We start from the raw sequence: 14801 nt of genomic DNA, 5'->3' as shown, positions 1-14801 counted from the left end.
GGGCTAGCGCACCCCCGATCTATCTGGTAAGTTCGGCGGCTCGCAGTCGCAGGGCCGGCGGTCGCCGGAGATGGAGCATCCTGCGCATAGGATCAGATGAGTGAGAGGCGGTCTATTCATGTCCACCGTAGAAAAGCAAAAAACCGGTCAAACCATGTACGGTGTCGAGCCCTATCAAGAGACCAAGGGCGAAGAATACATGGGTGAGCCCATGAAGAAGCACTTCACCAAGCTTCTCAATGCCTGGAAAGGCGAGCTCATGCAGAGCGTGGACCGCACCGTGGACCACATGAAGGACGAAGCGGCGAACTTCCCCGACCCGGCCGACCGTGCCAGCCAGGAAGAAGAATTCGCCCTCGAGCTGCGCAACCGCGACCGCGAGCGCAAGCTGATCAAGAAAATCGACAAAACCCTGCAAAAGATTCAGGACGAAGAATACGGCTGGTGCGATTCCTGCGGGATCGAGATTGGCTTGCGCCGTCTGGAGGCCCGTCCTACCGCCGACCTGTGCTTTGACTGCAAGGAAATTGCCGAGAAGAAAGAAAAGACCGTCGGCAAAGGCTGATCGTCTTCTTCTCCAAACGGGGCGCATCATGCGCCCCGCTTCATTTATATGCCCTGCCCGATCATGACCCAGTCCCGTTACATCGGCCGCTTTGCCCCCACCCCCAGCGGTTTCCTGCATTTTGGCTCCCTGGTAGCCGCCCTGGCGTCCTGGCTGGACGCCCGAGCCGTGGGCGGGCGTTGGCTGCTGCGCATGGAGGACACCGACCCGCCACGGGAAATGCCCGGCGCGCGCGATGCCATCCTGCAAACCCTGGAGCGCTACGGCCTGGAATGGGATGGCGAAGTGGCTTTCCAGAGCCTGCGCTTTGATGTCTATGCCAGCGTGGTCGACCGCCTGTTCAACATGGGCCTGGCATACGCCTGCACCTGTTCGCGCAAGCAGCTGGAAGCGTACGGCGGCATCTACCCCGGCTTTTGTCGCAACGCCGGGCATGCCCGCGAAGGTGCGGCGATTCGTATCCGGGTACCGGAGCTGACCTACCGCTTCACCGACCGGGTTCAAGGTGAGTACGAGCAGCACCTGGGCCGCGACGTCGGCGACTTCGTCATTCAGCGCCGCGACGGGCTCTATGCCTATCAGTTGGCGGTGGTGCTCGATGACGCCTGGCAAGGCATCACCGACATCGTGCGCGGCGCCGACTTGCTCGACAACACTCCCCGTCAACTGTACCTGCAGGAGTTGCTCGGCTTCACGCAGCCGCGCTACCTGCATGTCCCGCTGATCGTCCAGCCTGACGGCCACAAGCTGGGCAAGTCGTACCGCTCCCCGCCCTTGCAGGCCGACCAGGCTACCCCGCTGCTGCTGCGCGCGCTCAGGGCACTGGGCCAGGACACGCCCGCGCAGCTCGCAAGCGCCACCCCGGCCGAAGTGCTGGCCCTGGCACGTGCGCAGTGGCGGCCCGAACGCATTGCCCAGCGCACCACGGTCCCTGAGGCCGACTTGCGCTAGGCCGGGTTTCGATAACCCGCCAACCTGAATCAAAAGGCCATGAAATTCAAACCCTTGGCCAACGCTGCCGATTCCCGCTAGCATCCGCCACGCCATATGCGCCAATAATAGATCCACACCCGCAGCGCCCAACCGTCGAGGCCCGCATGTACATCTATCGTTTGGTCCTGCTTCTGGTCGTGGGGATCTACCTGTTCTCCCCGGCCATCATGGACTGGTGGATCGAGCCCACCGGAGCCTGGTACCGCCCGTACCTGCTCTGGCTCATCCTGATCGTCGTCACTTTCATCCTGCAGAGCCAACGAGATGCCGATGAGCTTTAGCCTGACCCAGATGATCCTGATCAGTGCCGGCTACCTGCTGGTGCTGTTCGGCGTGGCCTGGGTCAGCGAACGCGGCTTGATACCGCGCTCGATCATCCGCCACCCCCTTACCTACACCTTGTCGCTGGGGGTTTATGCCAGCGCCTGGGCGTTCTACGGATCGGTCGGGCTGGCCTACCAGTACGGCTACGGCTTTCTGGCCTGTTACCTGGGGGTATCCGGGGCGTTCCTGCTGGCACCGGTGTTGCTGTATCCGATCCTGAAGATCACCCGGACCTACCAGCTATCGTCCCTGGCCGATCTGCTGGCTTTTCGCTTTCGCAGCACCTGGGCCGGGGCTCTGACCACGGTGATCATGCTAATCGGGGTGTTGCCGCTGCTTGCCCTGCAGATCCAGGCCGTGGCCGACTCCATCAGCATCCTCACCGGGGAGCCGGTCAAGGCCCGGGTAGCGTTCGCCTTCTGTGCCCTCATCATCCTGTTCACCATCTTCTTCGGTTCAAGGCACATCGCTACCCGTGAGAAGCACGAGGGGCTGGTCTTCGCCATCGCCTTCGAGTCGGTGATCAAGCTCATCTCCCTGGGCGGCATCGGCCTTTATGCCCTGTATGGTGTCTTTGGCGGGCCCCACGGCCTGGAGGTCTGGCTGCTGCAGAACCAGACGGCGCTCGCGGCCCTGCACACGCCCTTGCAGGAAGGCCCGTGGCGCACCTTGCTGCTGGTGTTCTTCGCCTCGGCGATCGTCATGCCGCACATGTACCACATGGCGTTCACCGAAAACCTCAACCCGCGTTCGCTGGTCAGCGCCAGCTGGGGGCTGCCGCTGTTCCTGCTGCTGATGAGCCTGGCCGTGCCCCTGGTGCTGTGGGCCGGCTTGCGCCTGGGCGCCAGTACCAACCCGGAATACTTCACCTTGGGGTTGGGCATCGCGGCCAACAACCAGGCCTTGGCCCTGCTGGCCTATGTCGGCGGGCTTTCGGCAGCCAGCGGGTTGATCATCGTGACCACCCTCGCCCTCTCGGGCATGGCGCTCAATCACCTGGTCCTGCCGCTGTACCAGCCGCCTGCCGAGGGCAACATCTACCGCTGGCTGAAGTGGACACGCCGGGCCTTGATCGTGGCCATCATCACCGCCGGCTTCATGTTCTACCTCACCCAGAGCAACCACCAGAGCCTGGCCAACCTGGGCATCGTCGCGTTCGTGGCCACCTTGCAGTTCCTGCCAGGGGTCCTGTCGGTGCTGTACTGGCCCACGGCGAATAGGCGGGGGTTCATTGCCGGCTTAGTGGCGGGCACCCTGGTGTGGATGGGCACCATGCTGCTGCCGCTGCTGGGTAACCTGCAGGGTTTCTACATCCCCTTGCTGGACATGATCTACGTGCTCGACGACACCAGCTGGCACATGGCAGCCATTGCATCGCTGGCCGCCAACGTGCTGCTGTTCACCTTGATCTCCCTGTTCACCAATGCCAGCAACGAAGAGGTGGCCGCCGCCGAAGCCTGCGCCGTCGACAACGTCCGCCGTCCCCAGCGCCGCGAACTGCACGCCGCCTCGCCACAGGAGTTCGCCACCCAGCTGGCCAAGCCACTGGGCGCCAAGGCCGCGCAGAAAGAAGTGGAGCAAGCCCTGCGCGACCTGTATCTGCCCTTCGACGAGCGGCGCCCCTACGCCCTGCGTCGGTTGCGCGACCGCATCGAGGCCAACCTGTCCGGCCTGATGGGCCCAAGCGTCGCCCAGGACATGGTGGAGACCTTCCTGCCCTATAAGTCGGGCAATGAAAACTATGTGACCGAAGACATCCACTTCATCGAAAGCCGGTTGGAAGACTACCACTCGCGCCTGACCGGCCTGGCTGCCGAACTCGACGCGTTGCGCCGCTATCACCGCCAGACGCTTCAGGAGCTGCCGATGGGGGTATGTTCCCTGGCCAAGGACCAGGAAATCCTCATGTGGAACAAGGCCATGGAAGAGCTGACCGGCATTGCGGCCAAGCACGTGGTCGGTTCGCGCCTGATCACCATTGCCGAACCCTGGCGGGGCCTGTTGCAAGGCTTCATCAATGTGCCGGATGAACACTTGCACAAGCAGCGCCTGGCGCTGGACGGCCAGCCGCGCTGGCTGAACCTGCACAAGGCCGCCATCGACGAACCGCTGGCCCCAGGCAACAGTGGCCTGGTGCTGCTGGTGGAAGACCTGACCGACACCCAGGCCCTGGAAGACAAGCTGGTGCACTCCGAACGCCTGGCCAGCATCGGTCGCCTGGCGGCGGGTGTGGCCCACGAGATCGGCAATCCGATCACCGGCATCGCCTGCCTTGCGCAGAACCTTCGCGAGGAGCGCGAAGGGGATGGGGAAATCATCGAGCTGTCCAGCCAGATCCTCGAACAGACCAAGCGGGTGTCGCGCATCGTGCAGTCGCTGATGAGCTTCGCCCATGCAGGCGGCAGTCATCAGAACAGCGAAGAACCCGTGTGCCTGGCCGAAGTGGCCCAGGACGCCATTGGCCTGCTGGCCTTGAATCGGCGCAACTTCGACGTGCAGTTCTTCAACCTGTGCGACCCCGACCACTGGGCAGAGGGCGACCCGCAGCGCCTGGCCCAAGTGCTGATCAACCTGCTGTCCAATGCGCGGGACGCTTCCCCACCCGGCAGCGCGATCCGCGTGCGCACCGTGGGCTGCGAGCACACGGTCGACCTGATCGTGGAGGATGAGGGCAGCGGCATTCCGAAGAACATCATGGATCGCTTGTTCGAACCCTTCTTCACCACCAAGGACCCTGGCGAGGGAACCGGGCTGGGCCTTGCGCTGGTCTATTCCATCGTGGAAGAGCATTATGGACAAATCACCATCGACAGCCCGGCCGATATCGAACGGCAACGTGGCACACGGATCCGCGTGACCCTGCCCCGGCATGTCGTAGCGACGTCCCCTGAAAATCGAGACCGTCGAGAGAATTGAATCAATGCCGCATATTCTGATCGTCGAAGACGAAACCATCATCCGCTCGGCCCTGCGACGCCTGCTCGAACGGAACCAGTACCAGGTCAGCGAAGCCGGCTCGGTGCAGGAAGCACAGGAACGCTTCAGCATTGCGACCTTCGACCTGATCGTCAGCGACCTGCACCTGCCGGGTGCCCCTGGCACCGAGTTGATCAAGCTCGGCGAGGGCAGGCCTGTGCTGATCATGACCAGCTACGCCAGCCTGCGCTCGGCCGTGGACTCGATGAAAATGGGCGCGGTCGACTACATCGCCAAGCCGTTCGATCATGATGAGATGCTCCAGGCGGTTGCGCGCATCCTGCGTGATCGGCCAAGCGCGCCTCCCGCAGCCCCTGAGCCACGCCCGGTTTCCGGCAAGTCTGCCCCGGCGGACAAAGCCAGCGCACCGGCGACCAACGGAGATATCGGCATCATCGGTTCCTGCGCCCCCATGCAGGACATGTTCAACAAGATCCGCAAGGTCGCCCCTACCGATTCCAATGTGCTGATCCAGGGTGAATCAGGCACCGGCAAGGAACTGGTCGCCCGCGCGCTGCACAACTTGTCTCGGCGGGCCAAGGCACCGATGATTTCGGTCAACTGCGCGGCGATTCCCGAAACGCTCATCGAGTCCGAGCTGTTCGGTCACGAAAAGGGCGCCTTTACCGGCGCCAGCGCAGGCCGGGCCGGGCTGGTGGAGGCTGCTGACGGCGGCACCTTGTTCCTTGACGAGATCGGCGAACTGCCACTCGAAGCTCAGGCGCGCCTGTTGCGCGTGCTTCAGGAAGGGGAAATTCGCCGGGTGGGTTCGGTGCAGTCGCAAAAGGTCGACGTGCGCCTGATCGCGGCCACTCACCGAGACCTGAAAAACCTGGCCAAGGCCGGTCAGTTCCGTGAAGACTTGTATTACCGCTTGCACGTGATCGCGCTCAAGCTACCTGCCCTGCGCGAGCGTGGCAGCGATGTGAACGAAATTGCCAGTGCCTTCCTGGCCCGCCAGTGCGCGCGGATCGGGCGCGACGATCTGCACTTCTCTTCCGAGGCAGAGCAGGCCATTCGTCACTACAGCTGGCCCGGCAACGTGCGAGAACTGGAAAACGCCGTGGAGCGCGCGGTGATCCTGAGCGAGAGCCCGGAAATTTCGGCGGAGCTGTTGGGCATCGACATCGAGCTCAGCGAGCTGGACGAGGACGAGCTGCTCGACAGTACGCTGACCGTGGCCGGTGCCGCCACGGCCAGTCATGAGCCGACCGAAGACCTGTCGCTGGAGGACTACTTCCAGCATTTCGTGTTGGAGCATCAGGACCACATGACCGAGACCGAGCTGGCACGCAAGCTGGGCGTCAGCCGTAAATGCCTTTGGGAGCGCAGGCAGCGCCTGGGTATTCCACGCCGTAAAACCAACGCCACCAGCGAGAACTGATTCAACCGGGCAGGCGTCATCTCCTGCCCGTCTTCGGTCACGCTGCAAAGCCCTTCCTCGTAATAGGGCTCAAACCGATTCCCCGCACCCTCCCCCTCTGCAAAATCTGTTACCTGCCTGCTGGCACGTAACAGTTACCGAGGCAAACGGTAACGAAAAACACGTTGCGCCCCTGGGATGCAACCCTGCAGAAATGACCAAACCCCCGGATTTGCTGGGCCAGCCAAAGTTGGCACGCCTTCTGCTATATGCTTAGTACAAAAACAATAACAAGCACTGCAACCCACAATAAGAACAAGACGAAACGACTCACGCACAATAAGAACAAGACGGCGGAGGCGCAGCTAACTGATTCTTTTGGAGAGGATGCATGTTTGGGGCTTGCCCCACACCCAGGCAGAGAACAACAAAAACTGCACTAAAAAGCAGCACCTGAACTGGATGGATCGACGATCAACGTGACATCAGCGGCCAAAGCAATCCGTTTGCTCTTTACCCCTGGCTTGGGGGTCGTCCACAAGCTTCGCGCTTAGTGGCAGGGCGCTCAACAAAAACAAGAAGCCCGCAAAAAAAACAATAAGAGCACACGCAACGACTTCTTGGGGAGCTTAGGCTCCCCTTGTCGTTTCTGCCTTTGGGCAGGCATTCTGCGACCGCCTACACCATCCCGCGAGTAAATGCTAGAATCCCCGCCCATCATGCGGCCATTCTCATATTCTTGGCCGAACATTCCTTCAAACAGTGCATCCCATGCTGAAGAAGCTGTTCCAGTCGTTCCGCCCGCCCGTACCGGGCCAGCACCACCGGCGTACCACGCCCGAGGTGATCAACAAAAGCCAGCATTCGCTGCAGCGCCACCAGTTCAGCCGCCATGCGGTGAACATCGTGGAGCGCCTGCAGAGCGCCGGTTACCAGGCTTATCTGGTCGGTGGTTGTGTCCGCGACCTGATGCTGGGCATCACGCCGAAAGACTTCGACGTGGCCACCAGCGCCACCCCCGAACAGGTACGCGCCGAGTTCCGTAACGCGCGGATCATCGGCCGCCGCTTCAAGTTGGTTCACGTGCATTTCGGCCGTGAAATCATTGAAGTCGCCACCTTCCGTGCCCCTCACTCCGAGGACGATCAGGGCGACAGCCACCGCTCGTCCCATAATGCCAGCGGGCGAATCTTGCGCGACAACGTATATGGCACCTTGGAAGAAGACGCGCAGCGCCGCGACTTCACCATCAACGCGCTGTATTACGATCCGGTCAGCGAGCGCATCCTCGATTACGCCAACGGCGTGCACGATGTGCGCAATCGCCTGTTGCGCCTGATCGGCGATCCTACCCATCGCTACCAGGAAGACCCAGTACGCATGCTGCGTGCGGTGCGTTTCGCAGCCAAGCTCGACTTCGGTATCGAAAAGCACACCGTACAGCCGATCCGCGAACTGGCGCCGTTGCTACGCGAAATACCGCCGGCGCGGCTGTTCGAAGAGAGCCTGAAGCTGTTCCTTTCGGGCCAGGGCGCCATGGTGTTCGAAATGCTGGTCGACCTGCAGCTGTTCGAGCCCCTGTTCCCCGCCAGTGCCCAGGCGCTGGAAGACCGCCCCACTTATACCCACACGCTGATCAGCCAGGCGCTGAGCAACACGGACCTGCGCGTCAAGCAAGGCAAGCCGGTAACGCCTGCCTTCATGTTCGCAGCCCTGTTGTGGCCTGCCCTGCCAGCACGCGTTCTGCACCTGCAGAATCAAGGGGTGCCACCGATTCCGGCCATGAACGGCGCAGCCCATGACCTGATCGCCGAGCAATGCGCGCGCATCGCCATCCCCAAGCGCTTCACGCTGCCGATCCGCGAAATCTGGGATATGCAGGAACGCCTGCCGCGCCGCAGCGGTAAACGCGCCGACATGCTGCTGGACAATCCGCGCTTCCGTGCCGGTTACGATTTCCTGCTGCTGCGCGAAAGCGCTGGCGAAGAAACCGATGACCTTGGCCAGTGGTGGACCGAGTATCAGGAAGCCAATGACAGCGAGCGCCGCGACATGATTCGCGACCTGGGCAGCCGTGATGAAGGCGGTGCGTCCCGCAAACGCAAGCGCAGCAACAGCAAGCGCAAGCGCGGTGGTGAAGAGGCCTTCGAGTGAGCATCCGCGTGTACGTCGGCTTGGGCAGCAATCTGGATGCCCCGGCCGAGCAGTTGCGCAGCGCCCTGGACGCCCTCGATCAGGTCCAGGCAACGCGACTGGTGGCTGCTTCGGCGCTGTATACCAGCGATTCGCTACTGCCGGGTCAGCCCCGCTACACCAATGCGGTCGCCGCGCTCGACAGCGCCTTGGCGCCACTTGACCTGCTCGATGCCTTGCAGGCCATCGAAAACGACCAGGGCCGGGTGCGCAAGGAACGCTGGGGGCCGCGCACCCTCGACCTGGACATCCTGCTGTACGGCGACCAGGTGCTGGACCTGCCGCGCCTGCAGGTACCGCACTACCACATGCATGCCAGGCCCTTCGTGCTTTATCCGCTGGCCGAACTGGTACCTGCAGACTTCCGGCTTGCCGATGGCCGCCAACTGTCCCAACTGCTCGCCGCCTGCCCTTGCATTGGCCTCGAACGCCTGTAACCGGCCGTTCGTTAGGGCAGTAACGCCAGTAACACCCTGATCGTAACAATGCGGTAACAGGGTGATTGACTTCCCTCATTCCGCTCACGACTATAGGCGACCCGCGTGGCACCCCCGTGTTGCGCACCCCTATCGAGGCCCGGACGGACCTGTGCCAGAACATCACGCGCGATGATGTGCCGCTGCGGAAGATGACTACTCAGGTTGCATGCAGTCGTTTCCCCTGGCGCCAGAATGAGGAACTCTCTACATGCCTGAAGTAACCCTTTCCACCCTCAATGGCCTGAAGGCCAAGGGTGAAAAAATCGCCATGCTGACCTGCTATGACGCGACGTTCGCCAAGGCAGCCAGCCAGGCTGGCGTCGACGTCCTGCTGGTGGGCGACTCCTTGGGCATGGTCTTGCAAGGCCATGACAGCACCTTGCCGGTCACCACGGCAGACATGGCCTACCACACCGCCTCGGTCAAGCGCGGCAATCACGGCGCATTGATTCTCGCCGACTTGCCTTTCATGGCCCACGCCACGCCCGAATCGGCCTTTGCCAACAGCGCGGCGCTGATGCAGGCCGGCGCCCACATGGTCAAGATCGAAGGTGCAGCCTGGCTGGCCGAGACCATTCGGCTGCTGGCCGAGCGCGGCGTGCCTGTGTGCGCCCACCTGGGCCTGACACCTCAGACCGTAAACGTGCTCGGCGGCTATAAAGTACAAGGCCGCCTTGAGGCACAAGCCCGGCAGATGCAGGCCGATGCCATCGCCCTTGAAGCCGCGGGCGCCGCGATGCTGTTGCTCGAGTGCGTGCCGAGCGATCTGGCCGCAGCGATCACCCAGGCCGTGCGCATCCCGGTCATCGGCATTGGTGCCGGCAACGCCACCGATGGTCAGGTACTGGTGCTGCACGACATGCTCGGCCTGTCTCTCAGCGGTCGGGTGCCCAAGTTCGTGAAGAACTTCATGGACGGCCAACCTGACATCGCCAGCGCCCTCGCCGCTTATGTCCAGGCCGTCAAGCAGGTCACCTTCCCCGCCAGTGAACACGGGTTCAGCGCATGAATACAGTCAAGAACGTGCGGGAGCTGCGCGCCGCCGTAGCCCGCGCCCGCAACGAAGGCAAGCGCATCGGCTTCGTGCCGACAATGGGCAACCTGCACAGCGGCCATGCGGCCCTGGTGGTCAAGGCCGCGCAATGCACCGACTTCGTCGTTGCCAGCATCTTCGTCAACCCGCTGCAGTTCGGGGCCAATGAAGACCTGGACAAATACCCTCGCACGTTGGCAGCCGACCAGCAGCTGTTGGTTGAATCGGGCTGCAACCTGCTGTTTGCCCCTGGCGTGGATGAAATGTATCCGGACGGGATGAGCGTGCAGACGCGGGTCAGCGTGCCCACCCTGTCGCAAGGGCTGTGCGGCGCCAGTCGGCCAGGGCACTTCGAAGGCGTGGCCACCGTGGTCAGCAAATTGTTCAACATGGTGCAGCCTGACCTCGCGGTCTTTGGCGAAAAGGACTATCAGCAGCTGGCAGTCATCCGCGCCATGGTGCGCGACCTGAACATGCCGATCCAGGTGATGGGCCTGCCTACGGTGCGCGCCGCAGACGGTTTGGCACTGTCATCGCGCAACGGCTACCTCACCCCAGAGCAGCGGGCAACAGCGCCAGTGCTGTATCGGGTACTCCAGACACTGGCAGCTGCCATCGCCCATGGCCAAAAGGACTTCGCCACGCTGGTGGCCGACGGCCAGGCCCAGTTGAGTACAGCCGGTCTGCGCACCGATTATCTGGAAGTACGGCATGCCCTGACCCTGCGCCCGGCCGTGGTCGATGACCGAGACCTGGTGGTCATCGCGGCGGCTTACCTGGGCAACACCCGCCTGATCGACAACCTGTACGTGCAAGTGCAGGACACGACTGCCTGAACGGCCTGGGGTGCCCAGGCACCTCATCTACTTGAACGCCCCCCATTCCCAGCGCCGGACCTTTGCCTATAATGATGCCAGCCTGAACCCGGCAATGACTGCCGTGTCCAACGCATCACCACGGACCAAGGGACCCCCGCGCAATGGCGTATTACCGTACCCCCCACGATGTCACGGCTCTACCCGCCTGGCAGGCGCTCAAGCAGCACCGCGATGCCATGCAAGGCTTCAGCATGCGTGAAGCCTTCGCCGCCGATCCTCAGCGCTTCGAACAATTCTCCCTGAGCTCCTGTGGCCTGTTCCTGGATTATTCCAAGAACCTGATCACCGAACAGACACGTGACCTGCTGGTAAACCTGGCCGACGAAGTGGGCCTCAAGGACGCCATCACCTCGATGTTCAGCGGCGAGATCATCAACGCCTCCGAAGGCCGGCCGGTGCTGCACACCGCCCTGCGCCGCCCGGTGGGTGACAAGCTCAGCGTCAACGGCGTGAACGTCATGCCGGAAGTGCACAAGGTGCTCAACCAGATCACCGAGCTGGTAGGCCGCATCCATGATGGCCTATGGCGTGGCTACAGCGAAAAGCCCATCACCGACGTAGTCAACATTGGTATCGGTGGCTCGTTCCTGGGCCCGGAACTGGTATCCGAAGCGCTGATGCCTTACGCCCAGCGCGGTGTACGCTGCCATTACCTGGCGAACATCGACGGTAGCGAGTTCCACGAACTGTCGGCCAGCCTGCGCGCCGAAACCACCCTGTTCATCGTCTCGTCCAAGTCGTTCAACACCCTCGAGACCCTGAAGAACGCAATGGCCGCGCGTACCTGGTACCTGGCCCAGGGCGGCTCGGAAGCCGAGCTGTACCGCCACTTCATCGCCGTTTCCAGCAACAAGGCCGCCGCCGTGGCGTTTGGCATCCGCGAAGAGAACATCTTCCCGATGTGGGACTGGGTCGGTGGGCGCTATTCGCTGTGGTCCGCCATCGGCCTGCCGATTGCGCTTGCCATCGGCACCGCCAACTTCAAGGAACTGCTCTCCGGTGCCTACACCATGGACCAGCATTTCCAGAGCGCGCCGTTCGAGAAGAACATGCCCGTGCTGCTGGCGCTGCTGGGCGTGTGGTACGGCAATTTCTGGGGTGCCAGCAGCCACGCGATCCTGCCGTACGATCACTACCTGCGCAACATCACCAAGCACCTGCAACAGCTGGACATGGAGTCCAACGGCAAGAGCGTGCTGCAGGACGGCACCCCGGTGAAAACCGAGACCGGCCCGGTGATCTGGGGCGGCGTGGGCTGCAACGGCCAGCATGCCTATCACCAATTGCTGCACCAGGGCACACAGCTGATCCCGGCCGACTTCATCGTGCCGGTCGTCAGCTTCAACCCGGTGGCCGACCACCACCAGTGGCTTTACGCCAACTGCCTGTCCCAGAGCCAGGCGCTGATGCTGGGCAAGACGCGCGAGGAAGCCGAGACCGAACTGCGTGCCAAGGGCATGAGCGAAGCCGATGTGCAAAAGCTCGCCCCGCACAAGGTCATTCCGGGCAATCGTCCGAGCAACACCTTGGTGGTCGAGCGTATCAGCCCACGCCGGCTGGGCGCCCTGGTGGCCATGTATGAGCACAAGGTGTTCGTGCAGAGCGTGGTCTGGGGTATCAATGCCTTCGACCAATGGGGCGTGGAATTGGGCAAGGAGCTGGGCAAGGGTGTGTACCAGCGTCTTGTGGGCAGCCAGGAAGAGGTTGCCGAGGACGGTTCTACCCAGGGCCTGATCAATTACTTCCGCGGCCGCCATCGCGGCTGATCCCACCCTCTGCCTGGCAGTGCATCCTGCTTGTCAGGCAGGGCGTGAAAAAAGTGCGCCGTAGCTTCTGCAGTTCGCTTCCGGGCGATTGGCGGGGCTGCCGCGCAGCGCCTATCGCACGTGAGTGAAGCCTGCGCAGCAAGCCAGTCTGCAGCTCCACCGTCCCTGTAGCCCGTGACCGCCCGATCGCCGGACCGGTTGAACACCCCTCCCCCCAAAACTGTCCTACTCAATAGCCGTTGCCGTGCCTCGCCCCTTACAAGAGCAGGACCACCGCCATGTTCGATCTCCGACATTACCCGCAGGCCCTCGCCGTCAGTCAGGCGGCAGCCCTTTCCCAGGACGACTATGACCGCCTGTACCGCCAGTCGGTCGAAGACCCGGATACCTTCTGGACCACTCAAGCGCAACGCCTGACCTGGATGAAGCCATGGTCCCAGGTTCAACGGTCGGACCTGCGCACCGGCCACGCCCGTTGGTTCGACGGAAGCCAACTGAACGTCAGCTACAACTGCATCGATCGCCACCTGGCCACGCGGGCCGAGCAGACCGCCCTGCTGTGGGAAGGCGACGACCCTAGCGACACCAAGGCCATCAGCTACCGTGAACTGCACCGCCAGGTATGTCGCCTGGCCAATGTATTGAAGTCGCGAGGCGTGGCCAAAGGTGACCGGGTATGCATCTACATGCCGATGATCCCCGAAGCCGCGTTCGCCATGCTCGCGTGCGCGCGCATAGGCGCTGTTCACTCCGTGGTGTTCGGTGGTTTTTCCCCCGACGCGCTGCGTGACCGTATCCTCGATGCCGACTGCCGCACCGTCATCACCGCTGACGAAGGCGTACGCGGCGGCAAGCGCATCGCCCTCAAACAGAATGTCGACAAGGCGCTGGCCAGTTGCCCAGCCGTCAGCACCGTCGTGGTCGTGCGGCGCACTGGGGGTGATGTCGCGTGGGACGACGGTCGTGACGTCTGGTACCACCACGCCATCGAGCAGGTCGACGAGACTTGCCCGCCCGAACCCATGGAGGCAGAGGCGCCGCTGTTCATCCTCTACACATCCGGCAGCACCGGCAAACCCAAAGGCGTGCTGCACACCACGGCGGGGTACTTGCTGCAAGCGGCCATGACATTCGACGTGGTGTTCGACTACCGGCAGGGGGAAGTCTTCTGGTGCACCGCCGACGTCGGCTGGGTCACCGGCCACAGTTACATCGTGTATGGCCCTCTGGCCAATGGCGCCATCTCGCTGATGTTCGAGGGCGTGCCCAACTACCCCGACAGCTCGCGGTTCTGGCAAGTGGTGGACAAGCATCAGGTCAACATCTTCTACACCGCACCCACCGCCCTGCGCGCCCTGATGCGCGAAGGGCTTGCGCCCCTGCAAAGTACCTCCCGTGCGAGCCTGCGCTTGCTGGGCAGCGTGGGTGAACCGATCAACCCGGAAGCCTGGCATTGGTATTTCGATGAGGTCGGACAGCGCCGCTGCCCCATCGTCGACACTTGGTGGCAGACCGAAACCGGCGGCATCATGCTCACGCCACTGCCCGGCACCCAGACCCTCAAGCCTGGCTGCGCCACCCAACCCATGTTCGGCGTGCAGCCGGTGCTGCTTGACGACAAGGGCCAGGTCATCGAGGGTCCAGGGGCTGGGCTGCTGGCGATCAAGGCCAGCTGGCCGGGGCAGATTCGCAGCGTCCATGGCGATCACCAACGCATGGTCGACACCTACTTCAAGCCCATGCCCGGCTACTACTTCACCGGGGATGGCGCCAGGCGCGATGCCGACGGGCATTACTGGATCACTGGGCGCGTGGACGATGTGATCAACGTGTCCGGACATCGCATCGGCACGGCGGAGGTCGAAAGCGCCCTGGTGCTTCACGACAGCGTGGCCGAAGCAGCCGTGGTGGGTTACCCCCACGATCTCAAGGGCCAGGGTGTATACGCCTTCGTGACCACCATGAACGGTGTCAGCCCCGATGAAGACCTCAAGGCCCAGTTACTGGCGCTCGTCGGCAAGGAGATCGGCAGCTTCGCCAAGCCCGAGCTGCTGCAATGGGCTCCGGCTCTGCCCAAGACACGGTCGGGTAAGATCATGCGGCGTATACTGCGCAAGATCGCCTGTAACGAGCTCGACAGCCTGGGCGACACCTCTACCCTGGCCGACCCGAGCGTCGTCCAAGGGTTGATCGACACTCGCCTGAACCGATAACCGGCGGCCGCTACCCAG

11 protein-coding genes are annotated in these 14801 nt (G+C 62.8%); all 11 read left to right on the top strand.

Annotation, left to right across the window (positions count from 1 at the left end):
- Window positions 1–118 precede the first annotated feature (118 nt).
- Window positions 119–565, top strand: a complete 447-nt coding sequence (dksA, locus tag PFU01S_RS19770; RefSeq protein WP_023533176.1) for an RNA polymerase-binding protein DksA — start codon at window positions 119–121, stop codon at window positions 563–565.
- Window positions 566–628: 63 nt separating this feature from the next.
- A complete protein-coding gene (gene gluQRS, locus PFU01S_RS19765) occupies window positions 629–1516 on the top strand; it encodes a tRNA glutamyl-Q(34) synthetase GluQRS (RefSeq protein WP_028687816.1) in 888 nt (295 codons plus the stop codon).
- A 146-nt stretch (window positions 1517–1662) separates the two neighbouring features.
- Window positions 1663–1839 (top strand): hypothetical protein, encoded by a 177-nt coding sequence (locus PFU01S_RS22205; protein ID WP_003250005.1) that lies wholly within the window; start codon window positions 1663–1665, stop codon window positions 1837–1839.
- The gene (locus PFU01S_RS19755) at window positions 1823–4798 is read left to right on the top strand and encodes a sensor histidine kinase (RefSeq protein WP_027915397.1); all 2976 of its coding nucleotides are present in this window, start codon (window positions 1823–1825) and stop codon (window positions 4796–4798) included. The genes PFU01S_RS22205 and PFU01S_RS19755 overlap by 17 nt, the downstream gene beginning before the upstream one ends.
- Before the next feature lie 4 nt (window positions 4799–4802).
- The gene (locus tag PFU01S_RS19750; protein WP_028687815.1) at window positions 4803–6242 is read left to right on the top strand and encodes a sigma-54-dependent transcriptional regulator; all 1440 of its coding nucleotides are present in this window, start codon (window positions 4803–4805) and stop codon (window positions 6240–6242) included.
- 750 nt (window positions 6243–6992) lie between these two features.
- Window positions 6993–8375, top strand: coding sequence for a polynucleotide adenylyltransferase PcnB (locus tag PFU01S_RS19745; RefSeq protein ID WP_027915399.1), 1383 nt, complete (start codon window positions 6993–6995; stop codon window positions 8373–8375).
- Complete coding sequence (gene folK, locus PFU01S_RS19740; protein ID WP_027915400.1) at window positions 8372–8851, top strand: 2-amino-4-hydroxy-6-hydroxymethyldihydropteridine diphosphokinase; 480 nt, start codon at window positions 8372–8374, stop codon at window positions 8849–8851. The genes PFU01S_RS19745 and folK overlap by 4 nt, the downstream gene beginning before the upstream one ends.
- A 250-nt stretch (window positions 8852–9101) precedes the next feature.
- The gene (gene panB, locus PFU01S_RS19735; RefSeq protein ID WP_027915401.1) at window positions 9102–9902 is read left to right on the top strand and encodes a 3-methyl-2-oxobutanoate hydroxymethyltransferase; all 801 of its coding nucleotides are present in this window, start codon (window positions 9102–9104) and stop codon (window positions 9900–9902) included.
- Window positions 9899–10762 (top strand): pantoate--beta-alanine ligase, encoded by an 864-nt coding sequence (gene panC / locus PFU01S_RS19730; protein ID WP_028687814.1) that lies wholly within the window; start codon window positions 9899–9901, stop codon window positions 10760–10762. The genes panB and panC overlap by 4 nt, the downstream gene beginning before the upstream one ends.
- Window positions 10763–10905: 143 nt before the next feature.
- Window positions 10906–12570 carry a glucose-6-phosphate isomerase gene (pgi, locus tag PFU01S_RS19725; RefSeq protein ID WP_027915403.1) on the top strand — a complete coding sequence of 555 codons (1665 nt, stop codon included), beginning with the start codon at window positions 10906–10908 and terminating at the stop codon, window positions 12568–12570.
- Between the two features lie 278 nt (window positions 12571–12848).
- Entirely contained in the window at window positions 12849–14783 is a 1935-nt protein-coding gene (acs, locus tag PFU01S_RS19720) for an acetate--CoA ligase (protein WP_028687813.1), read from the top strand.
- The last annotated feature ends 18 nt before the right edge of the window (window positions 14784–14801 follow it).

Source organism: Pseudomonas fulva NBRC 16637 = DSM 17717 (assembly GCF_000730565.1).
Classification (GTDB): Bacteria; Pseudomonadota; Gammaproteobacteria; order Pseudomonadales; family Pseudomonadaceae; genus Aquipseudomonas; species Aquipseudomonas fulva.
The sequence above is the reverse complement of the archived record's forward strand: the minus strand, read 5'-3'. Positions and strand labels throughout refer to the sequence as shown.